The sequence below is a fragment of the Pseudomonas sp. GW821-FHT02A08 genome, from assembly GCF_059422045.1.
In genome coordinates this window covers 1-19,393 of record NZ_JBWKWD010000051.1, presented here as the reverse complement: position 1 = coordinate 19,393, position 19,393 = coordinate 1, and the positions used below count along the sequence as shown (strand labels likewise).

General features: G+C 60.0%; 17 protein-coding genes. 11 read left to right on the top strand and 6 right to left on the bottom strand.

Features of this window, described 5'->3' with window-relative positions; translation table 11 throughout:
• Window positions 1-4,322: DUF5801 repeats-in-toxin domain-containing protein (locus tag AC07W4_RS25625; protein WP_495034438.1), on the top strand; the 4,322-nt coding region annotated here is incomplete at its 5' end.
• Between the two features lie 286 nt (window positions 4,323-4,608).
• On the opposite strand, the gene AC07W4_RS25620 is transcribed toward AC07W4_RS25625, so the two are convergent.
• Together AC07W4_RS25620 and AC07W4_RS25615 are read right to left on the bottom strand one after the other, a co-directional pair.
• Window positions 4,609-5,322 carry a response regulator transcription factor gene (locus tag AC07W4_RS25620; RefSeq protein WP_495034449.1) on the bottom strand — a complete coding sequence of 238 codons (714 nt, stop codon included), beginning with the start codon at window positions 5,320-5,322 and terminating at the stop codon, window positions 4,609-4,611.
• Window positions 5,322-5,585: a hypothetical protein gene (locus tag AC07W4_RS25615; protein WP_495034437.1), complete on the bottom strand. Its 264-nt coding sequence runs from the start codon at window positions 5,583-5,585 to the stop codon at window positions 5,322-5,324. Before AC07W4_RS25615 ends, AC07W4_RS25620 begins: the two co-directional genes overlap by 1 nt.
• 591 nt (window positions 5,586-6,176) lie before the next feature.
• On the opposite strand from AC07W4_RS25615, the gene AC07W4_RS25610 reads away from it, so the two are divergent.
• The 4 genes from AC07W4_RS25610 to AC07W4_RS25595 all read left to right on the top strand — a co-directional run bounded on the left by AC07W4_RS25610 (window position 6,177) and on the right by AC07W4_RS25595 (window position 11,369).
• The gene (locus tag AC07W4_RS25610) at window positions 6,177-7,781 is read left to right on the top strand and encodes a tetratricopeptide repeat-containing response regulator (RefSeq protein WP_008051545.1); all 1,605 of its coding nucleotides are present in this window, start codon (window positions 6,177-6,179) and stop codon (window positions 7,779-7,781) included.
• On the top strand, window positions 7,778-8,470 hold the full coding sequence (locus AC07W4_RS25605; RefSeq protein WP_495034436.1) for a sensor histidine kinase: 693 nt from the start codon (window positions 7,778-7,780) through the stop codon (window positions 8,468-8,470). Before AC07W4_RS25610 ends, AC07W4_RS25605 begins: the two co-directional genes overlap by 4 nt.
• A gap of 201 nt (window positions 8,471-8,671) precedes the next feature.
• Window positions 8,672-9,916 carry a glutamine synthetase family protein gene (locus AC07W4_RS25600; RefSeq protein ID WP_495034448.1) on the top strand — a complete coding sequence of 415 codons (1,245 nt, stop codon included), beginning with the start codon at window positions 8,672-8,674 and terminating at the stop codon, window positions 9,914-9,916.
• A 70-nt stretch (window positions 9,917-9,986) separates the two neighbouring features.
• Window positions 9,987-11,369: an MFS transporter gene (locus AC07W4_RS25595; RefSeq protein ID WP_495034435.1), complete on the top strand. Its 1,383-nt coding sequence runs from the start codon at window positions 9,987-9,989 to the stop codon at window positions 11,367-11,369.
• A 65-nt stretch (window positions 11,370-11,434) separates the two neighbouring features.
• Here AC07W4_RS25595 and AC07W4_RS25590 read toward each other — a convergent pair whose 3' ends face one another.
• The 4 genes from AC07W4_RS25590 to flgA all read right to left on the bottom strand — a co-directional run bounded on the left by AC07W4_RS25590 (window position 11,435) and on the right by flgA (window position 14,042).
• Window positions 11,435-12,181 (bottom strand): flagellar brake protein, encoded by a 747-nt coding sequence (locus AC07W4_RS25590; RefSeq protein WP_008051537.1) that lies wholly within the window; start codon window positions 12,179-12,181, stop codon window positions 11,435-11,437.
• 92 nt (window positions 12,182-12,273) lie between these two features.
• A complete protein-coding gene (locus tag AC07W4_RS25585) occupies window positions 12,274-12,741 on the bottom strand; it encodes a flagella synthesis protein FlgN (protein WP_008051536.1) in 468 nt (155 codons plus the stop codon).
• Between the two features lie 48 nt (window positions 12,742-12,789).
• Window positions 12,790-13,116, bottom strand: coding sequence for a flagellar biosynthesis anti-sigma factor FlgM (flgM, locus tag AC07W4_RS25580; protein ID WP_008051534.1), 327 nt, complete (start codon window positions 13,114-13,116; stop codon window positions 12,790-12,792).
• A 167-nt stretch (window positions 13,117-13,283) separates the two neighbouring features.
• Window positions 13,284-14,042 carry a flagellar basal body P-ring formation chaperone FlgA gene (flgA, locus tag AC07W4_RS25575; protein ID WP_495034434.1) on the bottom strand — a complete coding sequence of 253 codons (759 nt, stop codon included), beginning with the start codon at window positions 14,040-14,042 and terminating at the stop codon, window positions 13,284-13,286.
• An 83-nt stretch (window positions 14,043-14,125) separates the two neighbouring features.
• Here flgA and AC07W4_RS25570 point away from each other — a divergent pair, with 83 nt between their 5' ends.
• From AC07W4_RS25570 to flgE, 6 genes are all read left to right on the top strand, one after another.
• The gene (locus AC07W4_RS25570; RefSeq protein ID WP_115947304.1) at window positions 14,126-15,091 is read left to right on the top strand and encodes a chemotaxis protein CheV; all 966 of its coding nucleotides are present in this window, start codon (window positions 14,126-14,128) and stop codon (window positions 15,089-15,091) included.
• Window positions 15,092-15,103: 12 nt separating this feature from the next.
• Window positions 15,104-15,931 carry a protein-glutamate O-methyltransferase CheR gene (gene cheR / locus AC07W4_RS25565; protein ID WP_007980127.1) on the top strand — a complete coding sequence of 276 codons (828 nt, stop codon included), beginning with the start codon at window positions 15,104-15,106 and terminating at the stop codon, window positions 15,929-15,931.
• Window positions 15,932-16,303: 372 nt separating this feature from the next.
• Window positions 16,304-16,711 carry a flagellar basal body rod protein FlgB gene (gene flgB, locus AC07W4_RS25560; protein ID WP_008051530.1) on the top strand — a complete coding sequence of 136 codons (408 nt, stop codon included), beginning with the start codon at window positions 16,304-16,306 and terminating at the stop codon, window positions 16,709-16,711.
• A 3-nt stretch (window positions 16,712-16,714) separates the two neighbouring features.
• Window positions 16,715-17,158, top strand: a complete 444-nt coding sequence (gene flgC, locus AC07W4_RS25555) for a flagellar basal body rod protein FlgC (protein WP_007980123.1) — start codon at window positions 16,715-16,717, stop codon at window positions 17,156-17,158.
• Between the two features lie 15 nt (window positions 17,159-17,173).
• Window positions 17,174-17,896 (top strand): flagellar hook assembly protein FlgD, encoded by a 723-nt coding sequence (gene flgD, locus AC07W4_RS25550; protein WP_495034433.1) that lies wholly within the window; start codon window positions 17,174-17,176, stop codon window positions 17,894-17,896.
• 31 nt (window positions 17,897-17,927) lie between these two features.
• Window positions 17,928-19,268, top strand: coding sequence for a flagellar hook protein FlgE (gene flgE / locus AC07W4_RS25545; protein ID WP_495034432.1), 1,341 nt, complete (start codon window positions 17,928-17,930; stop codon window positions 19,266-19,268).
• Window positions 19,269-19,393: the final 125 nt, after the last annotated feature.

Here is a 19,393-nt window from a genome sequence, read left to right as displayed (position 1 = left end):
CCGCCAATGGCAGCGTCACGCTCGACCAGATCCGCGCCGTGGTGCATTCCAACACAACCAATCCCGATGATTCGACGAGCCTGACCTCGGACAACCTGGTGACGCTGACCGCGATCAAGACCGACAGAGACGGCGACAGCGCCCTGGCGACCCTGAACATCGGGCAGAACCTGGTGTTCAAGGACGACGGGCCGAGCATCACCACCACCGGCGTGGAACCGACGCTGACGGTGGACGAGACAGTACTGGGCACCGACGCCAACCAGAGCTTTGCCGCCAATTTCAATTCGGCGTTTGGCGCCGATGGGGCTGGCACGCTGACCTATGCACTGGGCGTGGTGTCGGGGGCTTCCGGATTGACGGACACGGAGACGGGTCAGGCGGTGAACCTGTCGCTCAATGGTGCGGTGGTCGAAGGGCGTACGGCCACGAGCGGCCTGCTGGTGTTTACGGTCAGTGTGGCCGCCAATGGCAGCGTCACGCTCGACCAGATCCGCGCCGTGGTGCATTCCAACACAACCAATCCCGATGATTCGACGACGTTGACCTCGGACAACCTGGTGACACTGACCGCGATCAAGACCGACGGGGACGGCGACAGCGCCCTGGCGACCCTGAACATCGGGCAGAACCTGGTGTTCAAGGACGACGGCCCGAGCATCACCACCACCGGCACGGAGCCGACGCTGACGGTGGACGAAACGGCGCTGGCGAATAATGACACCCAGAGCTTTGCCGCCAACTTCAACTCGGCGTTTGGCGCCGATGGTGCCGGCACCCTGACCTATGCGTTGGGCGTGGTGGCCGGAGCTTGCGGGCTGATCGACACGGCCTCGGGCCAGACGGTGAACCTGTCGCTCAATGGCACCGTGGTCGAAGGCCGCACGGCCACGAGCGACCTGCTGGTGTTCACCGTCAGCGTCGCTGCCGATGGCAACGTCACGCTGGACCAGATCCGCGCCGTGGTGCATCCCGACGCAACCAATCCCGATGATTCGACGACGTTGACCTCGGACAATCTGGTGACGTTGACCGCGACCAAGACCGACGGGGACGGCGACAGTGCCCTGGCGACCCTCAACATCGGGCAGAACCTGGTGTTCAAGGACGACGGGCCGAGCATCAGCACCACCGGTACGGAGCCGACGCTGACGGTGGACGAAACGCTGCTGGCAACCGACGCGACCCAGAGCTTTGCCGCCAATTTCAATTCAGAGTCTGGTGCTGATGGTGCGGGCACGCTGACCTATGCGCTAGGCGTAGTCACCGGGGCCTCCGGGCTGATCGACACGGCCACGGGCCAGGCGGTGAACCTGTCGCTCAATGGCGCGGTGGTGGAAGGGCGTACGGCCACAGATAACCTGCTGGTGTTCACGGTCAGTGTCGCCGCCGATGGCAACGTCACGCTCGACCAGATCCGCGCGGTGGTGCATCCCGACGCAAACGATCCCGATGATTCGACGAGCCTGACTTCGGACAATCTGGTGACGTTGACCGCGACCAAGACCGACGGGGACGGCGACAGCGCCTTGGCGACGCTGAACATCGGGCAGAACCTGGTGTTCAAGGACGACGGGCCGAGCATCAGCACCACCGGTACGGAACCGACGCTGACGGTGGACGAAACGCTGCTGGCGACCAACGCCACCCAGAGCTTTGCCGCCAACTTCAACTCGGCGTTTGGCGCCGATGGGGCCGGCACCCTGACCTATGCGCTGGACGTGGTAGCGGGAGCTTCGGGGCTAACGGACACGGCCACGGGCGAGGTGGTGAACCTGTCGCTCAATGGCTCTGTAGTGGAAGGCCGTACGGCCACGAGCGACCTGCTGGTGTTCACGGTCAGCGTGGCCGCCAATGGCAGCGTCACGCTGGACCAGATCCGCGCCGTGGTGCATCCCGACCCAACCAATCCGGATGATTCGACGAGCCTGACCTCGGACAACCTGGTGACATTGATCGCGACCAAGACCGACGGGGACGGCGACAGCGCCAACGCAACCCTGAACATCGGGCAGAACCTGGTGTTCAAGGACGACGGGCCGAGCATCAGCACCACCGGCACGGAACCAACGCTGACGGTGGACGAAACGCTGCTGGCGACCAACGCCACCCAGAGCTTCGCCGCCAACTTCAACTCGGCGTTTGGCGCCGATGGTGCCGGCACCCTGACCTATGCGTTGGGCGTGGTAGCGGGAGCTTCCGGGCTGACGGACACGGCCTCGGGCGAGGCAGTGAACCTGTCGCTCAATGGCGCAGTAGTCGAAGGCCGCACGGCCCTTACCAACCTGCTGGTGTTCACGGCTAGCGTCACCGCCAATGGCAGCGTCACGCTCGACCAGATCCGCGCCGTGGTGCATCCCGACACAACCAATCCCGATGATTCGAAGACATTGACCTCGGACAACCTGGTGACGCTGACCGCAACCATTACCGACAAAGAGGGCGACAGTGCCTTGGCGACCCTGAACATCGGGCAGAACCTGGTGTTCAAGGACGACGGACCGAGCATTACCACCACCGGCGTGGAACCGACGCTGACAGTGGACGAGACGCTGCTGGCGACCAACGCCACCCAGAGCTTCGCCGCCAACTTCAACTCGGCGTTTGGCGCCGATGGAGCCGGCACGCTGAGCTATGCACTGGGTGTGGTGGCCGGGGCCTGCGGGCTGACCGATTCGGCCTCGGGCCAGGCGGTGAATCTGTCGCTCAATGGCACCGTAGTGGAAGGTCGCACAGCCACGGGCAACTTGCTGGTGTTCACGGTCAGCGTGGCCGCCAATGGCAGCGTTACGCTCGACCAACTCAGGGCCGTGGTGCATTCCGACCCAAGCAATCCCGATGATTCGAAGTCGTTGACCTCGGACAACCTGGTGACGCTGACCGCGACCAAGACCGACGGGGACGGCGACAGCGCCCTGGCGACCCTGAACATAGGGCAGAACCTGGTGTTCAAGGACGACGGGCCGGCACTCAGTTTCGGCAACCTGATCGGGACCGGTAGCGTCCTGGCGCAATCCGGGTTCTGGAACATGGCGACGGGAGCCGACGGGCTGGGTGCGGCCGGTCTGGATATCTCGTTGGTCAATAACCAGTTCACCCTCGTCCGGCCCGACAACACGACCACGACCGGGACCGGCACGCTCACTGAGCTGGCGCCATCACCGGATGCCAATGGCGCGTACCAGTTCGCGGGAACCTTGACCGGTGATTTCGACAACAACGCCGCAACGGCGAACACCACCGTCGACTACACGCTGACCGCCTATGCCGATGGCCGCTATGCACTGGATCTGGTGCAAGGCTTCAGTTCGACGATCGTGCTAAGCAGTGCCAATGGCTCGCTCGCTGCCAGTGGCCCGGATTCGGTGCGCACGTTGTTGATTCCGCAGACGAGTAACCCGGCTATTCCTTCGACATCCGAGGAGATCGTGTTCTTTTCCGCGAAGGCGCTGGCGTCGACCGCGGACATCCTGACCGGCATCGGGCTCGGAGCACCCGACCCCACCGAAGCCGCGCTACAGACCAACCCCCTGCCGTCGTACATAGACCCGGCGGCGATGAACGTCAGCACGTCCGGCATCGGCGTCGCCAACAACGTTTTCCAGGGCGATAACCTGGCGGCAATCAGCGCCGCCGATGAAAGTTTCGTCATCAATCCAGAGAGCCTGCTGACGGGCATGAAGGTCTTCATCGACAACTCCGTGGCGGGCTACAACACGGCGACCGAGGACCTGTACTACAGGATCTACTACGCCGATGGCTCGAATTCGAGCCTCGTCGAGGTGAACACCCTGACGCCGGAGGCTGGTGGGCAGGTGTCCTTCCTCGTCCAGAAGGAGGGTGCGTCACTGATCGACGCTGTTCAGCTGACGATGGGCCGGGGCGATGTCAAGATCCCGGTGATCCAGTTCATTCAGCAGAGCGAGAGCCTGGCCAGCGATGTCCAGCTGGCGTTCAGCGCGACGTTGACGGACAAGGATGGGGACTCGGCGACGAGTAGTTTTGACGCCAACCTTTTCGCCAACGACCCGGCCAACGCAGCCTTCGACTTCACGCTGGTGGGCACGCTCGGTGAGCGAGATGCCTTCAACATCGATCTGTCAGTCAATGGGAACCTGTACCAGGTCACCGGCTTCGATACGGGCCCTGGCGTGCAAGACAAGCTGGTGCTCAACGGCGACCCGAACGCAGTTGTCCAATCGATCAACAACACCGGCGCGGACAGCGTCGTGACGGTTGCCGAGACTGGCGGACAAACAACGACCATCACCTTGGTCGGAGTCGATCTACAGAGTACCGACATCTTTTTTGGCAGTGCCTGAGGTTTTGCGCGCGTGAACGGATGCGAGGGTGGCCTAGGAAACCACCCTCGCATTCTTTTTGCCGTTCAGATGCACGAGATCTCCATGATCGCATGCGCTGTGAACCGGCGAGCAGCACAAGGCTTGAAGAGCGTGGCGGGTAGGTGCAGGTGGGCGTGGCAGGATTTACCAGGAGCGGCATCAGTATTGCGGGACACTCTGTCCCGGCCTGCCGACAAGGATGGCGAAACAGTGGCGGTCTACCCTCTAAAAGTGAGAAGCAGACCGTTTTGTATCGACTTGAAACTCATTCCAGTTCCACCCAGGCGGACTCGGTCGGTGCTTCGTTGGTGAGCCCGTGTTTCAGTGCATACATCAGCAAGTCGATGCGGTTGATGAGATTAAGCTTTTGATAGATGTTGCTGAGGTGGTTGTGCACGGTGTGCTCGCTGATCCCCAGGCGCCCGGCGATGCTCACATACTTGGCGGACGGTTCGCCCACGATGGCGCGAATCAGTTCTCTCTCGCGCAGCGTCAACCGCGCCTGTTTCGCCCGCTCCAGATTGCATTTGATGGGTATGTGCCCGCTCACGGCATAGCCGGAAAGGCCGCCGGCCCAGGCTCTATCCATTGCGAAGTCGCTATGGTGAACATTGAGGATGGCCTGGATAATCGATTCCGTCGGGTCTTCCGCCAGCACTATACCGCGGGCGCCAGCCTCTATCGCCTGGGCCGCGGGGACGGCTTCGTACAGACCCTTGAGCAGCAACACTTTCATTTCGGCGCTACGGGTGAGTCCCGCGACGACATCCAGAGGATTCAGCGCATCCGGAAAGAAACTGAAGAAAATGACATTGGGCCGTAACTGATCGGCAAGATTCAGCGCATTGGTGTAGGTGGTGGCCTGCGCTGTCACTTCCATTCGGGGCTTTCTGGCATCAATCAAGTCGTGAAGGCCCTTAAGCACGAGGGGGCGACAATCGATCAACATCACGCCTATTGGCTTTTCCTGGTCAGTCATCATCTTCCTGACCCCCTTGAAAAACCAACGATGGCCTCCACCCGCTTGCCTTCCTGGGTCAGCAACTTGCTCACTGGGTCGCCGTGATTGAAGGACAGATTTGAACGCCGGGAGGCCGTGATGGTGCCCGCCCAGGCATTGGCAACCAGCGGCCCCGGGGTCGTTTCCATCAACCGCACCGGCAGGGGGGGCGAACGTTTCCAAAAGGCAGGCAAAGCCCGAGCAAGAAGATAAATACGAATAATTATTAATGGAATACGCATGATGATGTGCTCCCGCGTGCCTCTCAACGGAGTCTAGGTCAGCCCGGAGTGCTGCCAGCCTGACCATCCGTCAGTCCTCGATACAAGCCCCGTGCGGATAGGCCTTGCTGATGATTTCAAGGAAGGGGGTAACCCTCGAAAATCAAGGTATTAGACTCGCCACAGTTGGCATGCGACTAAAGTCTGATCCTGATCAAAATCGTCAATTAACCGACAAATGGTGTGCAGTTAGGAGGGCTAACTTCGACTTAGTCAATTTGTTGGCGAAACCTGCCTGGCCGAGCCCACCTGCAAGCCGGAGCTTGAAGAAATCAGTGAGCAGCACTGGCCGCTCTCGTTTTCAGTAACGCTTTCACATATTCAGCGTGAGCGTTGAGGAAGGTTCTCAAGGGAATGCCATGGCTGGCCGATAACACGGGCAGTTACGAGCCTTTTCTTGAGGTCGATGCATGTGTTGATTGGCGTTCAGAAGGTGTTTGATGGCTAAGGGCTACCAGCTATCATCTGCGCGCCAAATCAAGGGCTGCGAAGCTGAGTCCGTCCGTGTATTTGCCTTTGGGTTCTTCTTCTTAAATTGCCTGGAAATCTTCGATGCTGTCGTATCACCAAAAGCGTTTTCTGATCGTCGATGATTTCTCGGACTTCCGCAGTTCGGTCAGGTCGATGCTGCGTGAACTGGGCGTCAAGGAAGTGGACACTGCCGATACCGGCGAGCAGGCGCTGAAAATGTGCTCGCAGAAGCAATACGACTTCATCCTGCAGGACTTTCACCTGGGGGACGGCAAGAAGAATGGCCAGCAGGTGCTCGAAGACCTGATGGAAGAAAAGCTGATCAGCCATGAAGCGGTGTTCGTCATGGTCACCGCCGAAACCAGCCAGGCCATGGTGCTCAGTGCGCTGGAGCATGAGCCCGATGCCTACCTGACCAAGCCGTTCAACCGTTCCAGCCTGGCCCAGCGCCTGGAGCGCCTGGAGCAGCGCAAGACCTTGCTCAAGCCGATCCTGCAGGCCCTGGATCGCGGCAAGCCGATGGAGGTGCTCAACGCCTGCATCGCCCTGTGCAAGCAAGACATCCGCTATTCGCCGCTGTGCTTGCGTTATCGCGCCGATGCCTTGCGCGACCTGAATCAGAACGAAGCGCTGGAGCGCCTCTATGACGGCATCATCGCCGACCGCCCGTTGCCATGGGCGTTTGCCGGGTTGGGCAAGTTGCTGTTCAAGCGCGGTCAGGTCGGGCAGGCCAAGGGCATTTATGAAAAAGCCCTGAAAGTCTTCCCGATGATGCCGTCGCTGTATGACGGCATGGCGGATGTACTGGTCGCCGAAGGGGATACCAAGGGAGCGCAGCGCGTCCTGGAAGAGGCGATTCGCCTGTCGCCGCTGGCGGTGCGTCGCCAGGCACTGCTCGGTAAGCTGGCGATGACCAACGAGGACTTCGACACGGCGGCCAAGGCCTATCGCCAGGCAGTGAGCCAGGGCGCGCAGTCACGGTTCAAGGATGCCGAGAGCAACCTCGGCCTGGCCCACGCCTTGATCAGCAAGGGCAGCGAACGGGGCCTGGACACGCGCACCCGCCTGGAAATCAACACCACATTGAGCGCCGTGGCCAAGGAAAACCCCTCCGATCCGGGCCTGCAAATCCGCGCGCGCCTGATGAAGGCCACCAGCCTGTTGCTCAACGACGCCGAGACGGCGGACAAGCTCACCGAGCAAGCCTTGCTGCGTCTGGACGGCATGGAGCAATTCATGAGCGCCGAAGCGGCCTTGCTGGTGGCCAAGCAGCTGAAAATGCTCGGGCAGACCGAGGCCGGTACCGCGATGCTGAAAAACTGCGTGGAAATCTACGGCGACGATCCGGTGGTCATGAAGGACATCGCCAAGCAGACCGACGACCCGAGTATCCTCAACTCCGGCAACGCCGCCGCGGAGCTCAACCGTCAGGGCGTGCGCGTCTACAAGACCGGCAACCTGGTGGAAGCCCGGCAGGTATTCCGCAAAGCCCTGGCGATGCAACCGAAGAACATCAGTATCGCCCTGAACATGGCGCAGTCGTTGTTGCACGGCACCGATACCAGCGTTCCTTCGGCGGAGCTGGAAGAGTGTCGTACCTGCCTGAAAATGGTCGGCCTGATGCCCGACACCGATGCGCGCTATCCGCGTTACCAGAAGCTGAAAAGCAAGGCGCTTGGCCAATGAACGAAAACGAGCAGGCACTGGATTTCTCCACGGTGATCGCCTCTACCGTGCACGACATGAAGAACTCGCTGGCCATGCTGATGCAGGCCCACAGCCAGTGGCTGGGGCGGTTGCCGGAGTCGATGCGGCAGGCTCCGGAGCAGGGCGTGATCGACTTCGAGTTCGCCCACCTCAACGGCATGCTGGTGCAGTTGCTGGGGCTGTACAAGCTCGGGGTCAACCAGATGCCGCTGCAACCGGCCTACCATGAGCTGGACGACTTCATCGAAGCGCAACTGGCTTGCCACCAGGAGGTGTTCGCCAGTCGCGGCATCATGGCCACCTTTGAAGTGGACCCGCTGAGCCCGCTGGGTTTCTTCGACCGTGAGTTGATCGCGTCGGTATTGGCCAACTGCATCAACAACGCCATTCGCTTTGCGCGGCATGCCGTTCTGATCAGCGTCAGCGACGAAGCCGGGCAACTGGTGTTGACCATCAATGACGATGGCGAGGGGTATCCGGTGCAGATGATCGAGCGCCAGGCCGATTACGTGCAGGGCATCAATCAAAGCACTGGCAGCACCGGGCTGGGCCTGTACTTTGCCGGGCGAATTGCCGCGCTGCATCAGCGCAACGGCGTGAGTGGACGTACCGAAATCAGCAATGGCGGTCCATTGGGCGGTGGGGTGTTCCGCCTTTACCTGCCCTGACCGGCAGCATATTTATCGACGCTGCTTGAAATTCCGAACACGTGGAGCCTATTTTGTACGGTCGCCGTTCACGGCCCGCACAATAACAAGGATTGCGTCATGACGACCGTTGGCCTGAGTTCACTCGCGCAGCGATTGACGGGCATTGATGAAGTTGAATGTGTCACGCCGGATTTGAATGGCGTTCCACGGGGCAAAGTGATGACCGCCGAGGGCTTTCTCGACGGTCGACGTTTGCAGATGGCGCGGGGCGTGCTGCTGCAATGCATCATGGGCGGATATCCGCCGGCGCGGTTTTACGGCAGCGACGATGGCGACCTGGCGCTGATCCCGGACCCTGCACAAATCCACCGCTTGCCCTGGAGCAATCCACCGCGGGCCTTCGCTATTTGCGATGCGGTGGAACTGGGCACCACCACCAGTTGCGGCCTGTCGACCCGTGGTCTGCTCAAGACCGTGATTGCGCGTTACGCGGCCCGTGGCCTGGCGCCCGTGGTGGCGACCGAGCTTGAATTCTTCGTTTTTGCGCCCAACACCGACCCGACTCAGTCGTTCCAGCCGCCGCTGGGGCTGGATGGTCGCCGCGAAGACGGTCAGTCGGCGTTCAGTGTCAGCTCCAATAACGGCCTGCGGCCGTTCTTCAATGAAGTCTACGAATGCATGGCGGCCCTGGGGCTGCCTCGCGATACCTTCATGCACGAAATGGGCGTCAGCCAGTTCGAGATCAATCTGCTGCACGGTGATCCGCTGTTGCTGGCCGACCAGACGTTCCTGTTCAAGCACTTGCTCAAGGAAGTGGCCCTCAAGCACGGCCTGAGCGTGGTGTGCATGGCCAAGCCCTTGGCGCATACACCGGGCAGTTCGATGCATATCCACCAGAGCGTGGTCGAGATCGATTCGGGGCGTAACGTGTTCAGCGACGAGACGGGGCAGGAGACGGCCACCTTCCGCCACTTCATTGCCGGTCAGCAAACGTGCATGGCCGATTTCACCGCGTTGTTTGCGCCGAACGTGAACTCCTACCAGCGCTTGTGCCACCCTTACGCCTCACCGAATAATGCCTGCTGGTCCTACGATAACCGGGCGGCGGGCCTGCGCATTCCGGCCAGTTTGCCGGTCGCCCGTCGGGTCGAGAACCGCCTGCCGGGAGCCGATGCCAACCCGTATCTGGCGATTGCCGCAAGCCTGGCGGCGGGGGTGCATGGCATCGAGAAGGCATTGGAGCCGAGCGCGCCGATCCAGGGTGAGTTCGAAGTGCCGGACAATCTTTCGTTGCCGTGTACCTTGCATGCGGCACTTGAGCGTCTGAAACGTAGCCAGTTGGCCAAGGAACTGTTCGGCGCGGAATTCATCGAAGGCTACATGGCTTCGAAGACCCTGGAGCTGACCAGCTTCCATGATGAAATTACTCCCTGGGAACGGCGTGTTTTAGCAGCCCAGGCCTGACGATCCGTCGACATCCGGCTATCGTTTAGCGATAGCCGATTCTCACTGCAAGGAGCCGCTCGGAACGCCGATGCGCCAAATCTGGAAATCCTTTCGAGCGCTGTATTTCGCCTCGCTGATGATGTTGATCGGCTCGGGCCTGTTGAGTACTTACCTGGGCTTGCGCCTGGCGGCCGACCATGTCGACAGCCTGTGGGTCGGTGCGTTGATGGCCGCCAACTACTTCGGCCTGGTGCTGGGGGGCAAGATCGGTCACCGGTTGATTGCCCGGGTCGGGCATATCCGGGCCTATTCGGCTTGTGCCGGGATCGTCGGCGCGGCGGTGTTGGGCCATGGCCTGGTCGATTGGCTGCCGGCCTGGCTGTTCCTGCGGGTGATCGTCGGCCTCGGCATGATGTGCCAGTACATGGTGATCGAGAGCTGGCTGAACGAGCAGGCCGAAGCCAGGCAGCGCGGGTTGGTGTTCAGCGGTTACATGATCGCCTCCTACCTGGGGCTGGTAATGGGGCAACTGATTCTGGTCATGCATCCTGCGTTGGGGCTGGAGCTGCTGATGTTGGTCGCCCTGTGCTTCGCCTTGTGTCTGGTGCCGGTGGCCCTGACCCGACGGATCCACCCGGCGCCACTGCATCCGGCTCCGATGGAGCCACGGTTCTTTATCAAGCGCGTGCCGCAGTCATTGAGTACGGTGCTCGGGGCCGGCCTGATCGTCGGTTCGTTCTATGGTCTGGCGCCGCTGTATGCCTCGCAGCAAGGGTTATCCACGGAGCAGGTCGGTCTGTTCATGGGTAGCTGCATTTTTGCCGGGTTGCTGGTGCAGTGGCCGTTGGGCTGGTTGTCCGACCGCTACGATCGGGCTGTGTTGATCCGCAGTTTCGCTTTCAGCCTGGCCTTGGCTGCGCTGCCGCTGGCGATCATGCCGCAGGTGCCGCTGGAGGTTCTGTTTATCGCCGGTTTTATCTGTTCGCTGGTGCAGTTCTGCCTGTATCCGTTGGCGGTGGCGTTCTCCAATGACCACGTCGAAGGCGATCGCCGGGTGTCCCTGACGGCAATGTTGCTGGTGACCTACGGCGTTGGCGCGAGTATCGGGCCGCTGGTGGCCGGCGTGCTGATGAAGCTGTTCGGCAGCCAGATGCTTTATGCGTTTTTCAGTTTCTTTGCGTTGGTGCTGGTATGGCGGATTCGCCCGAAAGCGGTGACCAACCTGCATCAGGTGGAAGATGCGCCGCTGCATCACGTGGCCATGCCGGACAACATGACGAGTTCACCGCTGGTGGCCTGCCTCGACCCGCGTGTTGATGAGCAGGTGGTGCAGGATCAGATGCAAAACCCGGTGAGTACCGGGCCAGAGCCTGAGTCAGAATCTGAAACTGTCACCGAGGCTGAAACCGATCAGCCACCGCAAGACCCTGATACAGGGCGGGACCCTAACTTCAGCGAGGCCAGGCCTTAAATCCGGGGCATAAAAAAACGGGCAGTCACCGCAAGGGACTGCCCGTTTTTTGTTGAGGCGCTCTATCAGAGATCGTCTTTGTCGAACCGGCGTGCTTCGCGTTGCAACTGGTAGACGAAGCGTTCGACCTGACGCTGCACCAGCCCGCTCATGTTGTGGAAGCGAACGCCGGCGAAGGTGGTGGAGATCCTTTCTTCGAAGTGCAGGTAACGCAACTCGACCGGCGCGGTCATCTTGCCGAAGGGCAGGTCGGCGCTGAAGCGGTCGTAGACCTGACCCAGTTGCAGGCTGCCGGTGATGTCGCCGTCGAAGCGCAGTTTGCAGCCGGTAGCGGAAATGTCCAGCAACTTGCCGCTGATCAACGCCTTGAGCTTTTCGCCGTCGAGGTTGACGTTGACCAGTTGTGCCAGCTTCAGCGCGGCGCGGAATGCATTGCGGCGCTGGTGGTACACCACTTCATCGGGCAGGGAGCCGCGGTAGCAGCGGCTGCCACCGGATTCGTCGATGTTCAACCGGCCGTTGCTTTCCCAGGCAATGCGTACGCCTTCGTGGAAGCCTTCGACCCTGAACGGCTCGCCCGCCAGCAGGTAACGCTCGCCATCACGGGGAATCATTTCGTCCAGGGCAATCATGTTGCTGTCACGGTCCAGGTCCACCAGGTAGCTCTGGAAGCGCTGGCTGCGCTCGTGGAACGTGATAATCAGCGGGTCATGGCTTTCGAGCAGCTGGCGCAGGTTGCTGGAGATTTCCAAGGGCGTGGAGAGCACCTTGGGTGGCTGCGGAGCATCATCCACGGATAAGGCATTGGACACGGTTAATCAATCTCCAGACAAAATTTGACTACGGCAGGCTAGCAGTTTGCCAGTATGTTGCGCCTCTTGATAGAGCGGGGGCATTGACTGGCTCATGCCTGACTGAGCGGGCGCGGCTTGGCAAGCTTGGAGAATGTTCCGCTGGCATCGTAAAGCGCCGGGGTTTCACCGCCGGTGAGGATTTTCAGCTGGGTGGCCGTCGCAGCCTGCTGAGTGAGGATCGACTGGCCGTTGTTGGCGTTGATGGCCTGGCACTGGGCCAGGAGATCGGTCAGCACGTCACTTTGCGCCAGCAACTGCTCGCCAATGCTCGACTGGCCGGCCAGTTGCTCCAGGCCGCCACGGTTGGTCGGCAGGTTGAGGCTGGCGAGGATTTCACTGCGCTTGCGGCCATGCTGTTCGAGCAAAACGACCAACGCTTGTTTCTGCGCCAGGATGTTCTCGAGCAATGGCATGTCACGGCCATGCAAGGCGAGGGATTCGGTCTGCAGTAATTCCAGCAGTTGTTGCGCTGGAGCAAAGTCGTCGGTGATCAGTTGCAGTAAATTTGTGTCGTGCATGGCTGGCCTTGGGTTTTAAGCGTCCAAAAGCCTGGCGCCGGCGGTGGCCTAGCGCTGGGCTTCGAAGTTGAGCAGTTTGCTGGCTACACGGTTGCTGTCGACTTTATAGCTGCCATCGGCAATCGCTGCTTTCAACTCGGCCACGCGGGCGTTGTCGACGGCAGGCTGATCACGCAGCTTGTCAGTGACCTTCTGCAACTGTTGAGCCTCATCGCTGAGATGTACCGATTCCCCGCTTTTGACGGTACCGGCCTGTTCGGCCGCGGACTCCAGCGGCGCGGATTTGCCGGCCTCGGCGCTTTCCTTGCTGGCGCTGGTACGTGTACTGCCCGTCAGGGACGAGGAGCTGTTCAAACGGCTGAAATCGATGACCATGATAAAAAACCTCTGGGAATTTGGACGCTTGCCATGGTTTCGGCCATTCCCTGGAAAACTTTAGGCTCATTTATCAATGAACCTTGCGCGCGCCAGCGCTTGCCCTGCATGGAGCACAGTCTAGGGAACAGCCGCGGCAAGCGCCACATTCCGATGAACAGAGAACCTTACATGGACACTTCCACCTGCCCCGGCGCTATGACCTGCGCCTTGATGACTCGTTGGGAATTGAGGTTTTTCACCCGGATCTGTTCGCTCAGGCTGCCGTTTGACAGCGCTTCGCCCGGCATGCGCACGCTGAGGGTACCGCTGCGGGCGGTGATCACCACCTGATCGCCCTTGCGGATGACTTCGGCCTGTTCGATGTTCACCAGGGTAATCACCTGATCGGCGACCATTGGTCGGGTCAGTCGCTGCCCGATCACCTGATCCAGGGAGGTCAGGTAGCCCTGGCTGATGAGACTGATATCGCGCTCGCGCAGGACCACATCCAAAGGCTCGACAATGGCGGCGCGGCGCAGTGGCCGGGCGCTGGTCACGACATCGCGAAACAGGCGGACTTGAGCGGGTACGAAGACGGTCCAGGGAGACGCGCCCTCGCAGCGAACCTTGACCGTGACCCGTCCCAGCGGCTTGGGACTCTCGAGCGTTGCTGTCAATTCCTTGTCGCACATGGGCATGTGCATGCGCGGATCGAGCGGGTTGACCTGGATCTCGTAGCGACCTTCCGTTTGACTGGTAGCCAGATAGTCTTCTACGGTGAATTCAAGAAAGCCCTGAGTGACGCCGATAAGCATGTCAGGCAAGGTAACCGCGTCAGCAAGGGCAGGGCTGCCAGCGTTGAACAGGCAAACGGTCGCCAGCACACCGAGCCATTTGCGGTAGGGTGTGGTCAGGCGTCGAAAAAATGTCGGTTCTGTGTTCATAACGATTAAAAAAGCAAGCGCCGTGCCGTTTAGTGATGAAGGCGCGTCGCAACAACACTTGGCGTTGGTTTAGGAGTCTGGGCATGGCTGGTGTAATGGATTCGGTAAACCAGCGCACGCAACTGGTGGGGCAGAATCGCCTTGAGCTGTTGTTGTTCCGTCTCGACGGCCAGCAGCTGTACGGGATCAACGTATTCAAGGTTCGGGAGGTGTTGCAATGTCCCAAACTGACGCTGATGCCCAAGTCCAGTCCTGTCGTGTGCGGCGTGGCGAACATCCGGGGGGCGACCATTCCGATCCTTGATCTGGCGATGGCGACCGGCTCCGGCGCGTTGAAGGACAAGCACAACCCCTTCGTGATCATCACGGAGTACAACACCAAGACCCAGGGTTTCCTGGTCCGCTCGGTGGAACGCATCGTCAACATGAACTGGGAGGAGATCCACCCGCCGCCCAAGGGCACCGGGCGCGATCACTACCTGACGGCGGTGACGCGGGTCGACAATCAGTTGGTCGAAATCATCGACGTCGAGAAGGTGCTGGCGGAAGTGGCACCGACGCCGGAAGCGATTTCCGTGGGCGTGGTGGATGTCGAAACCCAGCACAAGGCGCTTTCGTTGCGCGTGCTGACGGTCGACGATTCGTCGGTGGCGCGCAAGCAGGTCACGCGTTGCCTGCAGACGGTCGGCGTCGAAGTGGTGGCGTTGAACGACGGGCGGCAAGCGCTGGACTACCTGCGCAAACTGGTCGACGAGGGCAAGAAACCGGAAGAAGAGTTCCTGATGATGATCTCCGACATCGAGATGCCGGAGATGGACGGGTACACCCTGACGGCGGAAATCCGCAACGACCCGCGCATGCAAAAGCTTCATATCATCCTGCATACTTCGTTGTCGGGGGTATTCAATCAGGCGATGGTCAAGAAGGTCGGTGCCGATGACTTCCTGGCCAAGTTCCGTCCTGATGACCTGGCATCCCGGGTAGTCGACCGGATCAAAGCAGCAGATATCAGCCAGGGGCCCGCGCCCCTGGCAGTCAACACGATTTAAGAGGCGGCATCATTGTCTACGGGTAATTTGGATTTCGAACAGTTCCGGGTATTCCTGGAAAAAGCCTGTGGCATTTTGCTCGGTGAAAACAAGCAGTACCTGGTCTCCAGCCGTCTCAACAAACTGATGGAACAGCAAGGCATCAAGTCTTTGGGAGAACTGGTTCAGCGCATGCAGACCCAGCCGCGCAGCGGTTTGCGCGAGCAGGTGGTGGATGCCATGACCACCAACGAAACCCTGTGGTTTCGTGACACCTACCCGTTTGAAGTCTTGAAGAACAAGGTACTGCCCGAAGCCATCAAGGCCAGTCCCGGCCAGCGCCTGCGCATCTGGTCGGCGGCGTGTTCGTCGGGCCAGGAACCGTATTCGCTGTCGATGTCCATCGACGAGTTCGAGCGGGTCAACATGGGTCAGTTGCGGATGGGGGTGCAGATTGTTGCCACCGACCTGTCCGGCACCATGCTGAACAACTGCAAGACCGGCGAGTACGACAGCCTGGCCATCGGCCGCGGTCTGTCGCCCGAGCGCCTGCAGCGTTATTTCGACCCGAAAGGACCGGGGCGCTGGGCGATCAAGGCACCGATCAAGAGCCGTGTGGAGTTCCGTTCATTCAACCTGCTGGACAGCTACGCGAGCCTCGGCAAATTCGACATCGTGTTCTGCCGCAACGTGTTGATCTACTTCTCCGCCGAGGTGAAGAAGGACATCCTGCTGCGTATCCACAGCACGTTGAAGCCGGGTGGTTACCTGTTCCTCGGTGCCTCCGAAGCGCTGAACGGCTTGCCGGATCATTACCAGATGGTCCAGTGCAGCCCGGGGATCATTTACCAGGCGAAATGATGCAGAAGCGGCGCGCATAAAAAACGGGAGTCCTCAGGGACTCCTTTTTTATGCGCGCCGCTTTTGCATCATGTAGGAGCTGCCGAAGGCTGCGATCTTTTGATCTTGTTTTTGATTTGTTTTTTAAGATCAAGATCAAAAGATCGCAGCCTTCGGCAGCTCCTACAGGGGACGGTGCTCGATCCAGGAGAGGGTGTGCGGAGCTCGGGAAAGCGGCAGAAAAGCGGCAGGCGGCGGAAAACCGTTGCCGCTTTTCTGGCATTGCCGCATTGCCATGGCCGGCAAAGCCCCGGTTTCCGGGCTTTTTCGAATTGGCATGGGGCTTGCTAAGTTGAACCTACGAAAAATCAGGTCACCCGAAGGTTTCCCGACATGAGCATCAGCTTCGATAAAGCGCTCGGTATCCACGAACAAGCCCTGGGCTTCCGCGCCCAGCGTGCCGAAGTCCTGGCCAACAACATTGCCAACGCCGATACCCCGAACTACAAGGCTCGGGACCTGGACTTCTCGAAAGTGCTCGCCGAGCAGAACGAGAAAACCAAAAGCGGCACCTTCGCCTTGAACATGACCAACAGCCGTCATATCGAGGCTGAAGGCCTGGGCAATGGCGACGAGTCGTTGCTGTATCGCACGCCGATGCAACCGTCGATCGACCAGAACACCGTGGACGCCCAGCTGGAACAGTCGAACTACGCGGAAAATGCGATCGGCTTCCAGGCCAGCTTCACCCTGCTCAACAGCAAATTCAAAGGGCTGGTGTCAGCCCTGCGTGGAGAGTAAGCCATGTCTCTATCCAGTGTTTTCAACATTGCCGGTAGCGGCATGAGTGCGCAGACCACGCGCTTGAACACCGTCGCTTCGAACATCGCCAACGCCGAGACCGTCTCATCGAGCATCGACCAGACCTACCGTGCGCGCCACCCGGTGTTCGCCACCATGTTCCAGGGCGGGCAGAGCGGCGGCAGCGATTCGCTATTCCAGAGCCAGGACGCCGCCGGTCAGGGCGTGCAGGTGCTGGGTGTGGTCGAAGACCAGAGCAATCTTGAAGCGCGCTACGAGCCGAACCATCCGGCGGCCGATGCCAAGGGTTACGTCTACTACCCGAACGTCAACGTGGTGGAGGAAATGGCCGACATGATTTCCGCGAGCCGCTCGTTCCAGACCAACGCCGAAATGATGAACACCGCCAAAACCATGATGCAGAAAGTCCTGACTCTCGGTCAGTGATAAGGGGCGACTCAGATGAGTGTTACCGATTCCACCAGTGGTTTGAGCCTCAAGGACATCCTGGCCAACTCCTCGATCAAGACCACCACCACGACTGATGGTCTTGCATCGGCCACCAACAGCGCCACGGGCAACAAAGCCCTGGGCAAGGATGCATTCCTTCAGTTGCTGGTGACCCAGCTGAAAAATCAGAACCCGCTGGAGCCGCAGGACAACGGTGCTTTCGTGGCCCAGTTGGCGCAGTTCAGCAGCCTGGAAGGCATCACCACGCTCAACGACACCGTGAGCGGGCTGGCCAGCAACTACAACTCGTCCCAGGCCTTGCAGGCTTCGTCGCTGGTGGGGCGTTCAGTCATTGCACCCGGTGACAAGGCTGTGGTCGACACGTCGAAGAGCCTCAGCGGTACGGTAGTGGTGCCATCGTCGGTGGCCGCCGCCACCCTGAAGATCACTGATGCGAGCGGCAAGACCGTACGTACCATCGACCTGGGCGCTCAGAAGGCAGGCAACGCCAGTTTCATCTGGGACGGCAAGAATGACGCGGGCGAAACGGTAGCGGCAGGCACTTACACCTTCGGCGCTACCAGCACGATCGATGGGAAGTCCGTGGCGCTGATCACCAACCTGCCAGCGACCGTCAACAGCGTGACCATCAGCCAGACTGGCGGTGAGTTGATGCTTAATCTGGCCGGGCTGGGCACCGTCGCTCTGTCCAAAGTACAAACCATTGGCATGTAAGGCCGACTAACCCGGCACAAAGGAGTGGATTATGTCTTTTAATATCGGCCTTAGCGGTCTCTTTGCATCCAACAAACAACTGGACGTGACCGGCAACAACATCGCCAACGTCGCGACCACCGGTTTCAAATCGTCCCGTGCAGAATTCGAAGATGTGTACTCGGCAACTCGCCTGGGCACCGGCAGCAAGACCGTCGGCAACGGCGTGCGCCTGGCCAACATTTCCCAGCAGTTCGGCCAGGGTGACGTGAATAACACCGGCAACGTGCTCGACATGGGTATCCAGGGCAATGGCTTCTTCGTCCTGAGCAACAACGGTTCGCTGACCTACACCCGTGCCGGTACGTTCAAGACCGACAAGGATGGCTACGTGACGAACAGCGACGGTACGGCCCGTCTGCAGGGTTATGGTGTGGACTCCAATGGCAAGATCCTCAACGGCGTGTTGACCGACCTGCGGATCGACACCTCCAATCTGGCGCCGAAATCCACTAGCACCGTTTCGTCGACGATCAACCTGAATTCTACGGCCGTGGTGATTGACCAGTCGGTTGCCACCAACAAATTCGATCCGACCAAACAGGCAACTTTCACCAAGCAGTTCAGTACCCCGATTTTCGACACTCAGGGTAACCAGCACACCATGGATCAATACATGGTCAAGACCGGGCCGAACACTTGGGATACCTACACTCTGATCGATGGCCGCAACCCGGACGGCTCCTCGCCTACCGGCACGGGTGCGGTCGATCCAATTGCTTCGACCATGACATTTGATACATCCGGCAAACTGGTTTCGGTCAGCACGCCAGTGACGCCGCCGACGACCCCGCCAACATCGACCTTCAGCAATGACCTGAAAATCAGCAACTGGACGCCGGGTACCGTCACCAATGGTGTCTGGACAGCCAACGGCGCGGCAGCCGATCCGGCGGGCCTGACCATTGCCATGGGCAACACCACCCAGTTCAACGCCGACACCGCGCGTTCGATTCCATCGCAGAACGGTTATGCCACTGGCCAGATCACCAACCTGACCATCGATGGCAGCGGCGTACTGCTGGCCAACTTCAGCAACAACCAGACCAAGCCAATCGGCCAGATTTCGTTGGCCAGTTTCACCAACGAACAAGGTCTGCAGCCGGTGGGTGGGTCCAGTTGGAAGGAAACCTACACCTCGGGTATTCCGGGCTACGATGCGCCGGAGACAGGCACCCTGGGTTCGATCGTTTCCAACTCCCTGGAAGAGTCCAACGTCAACCTGACCAACGAACTGGTCGACCTGATCAAGGCGCAGAGCAACTACCAGGCGAACGCCAAGACCATCTCCACCCAGAGCACCATCATGCAGACCATCATTCAGATGACCTGATGCGGGTTGGCTGAAAACGCTGCACAAGGAGCCCCTCGAAAGAGGGGCTTTTTTGTGGCTACTAAAAGATCGCAGCCTCGCTTCGCTCGACAGCTCCTACAGGGGATTGCGGTTAGCTGTAGGAG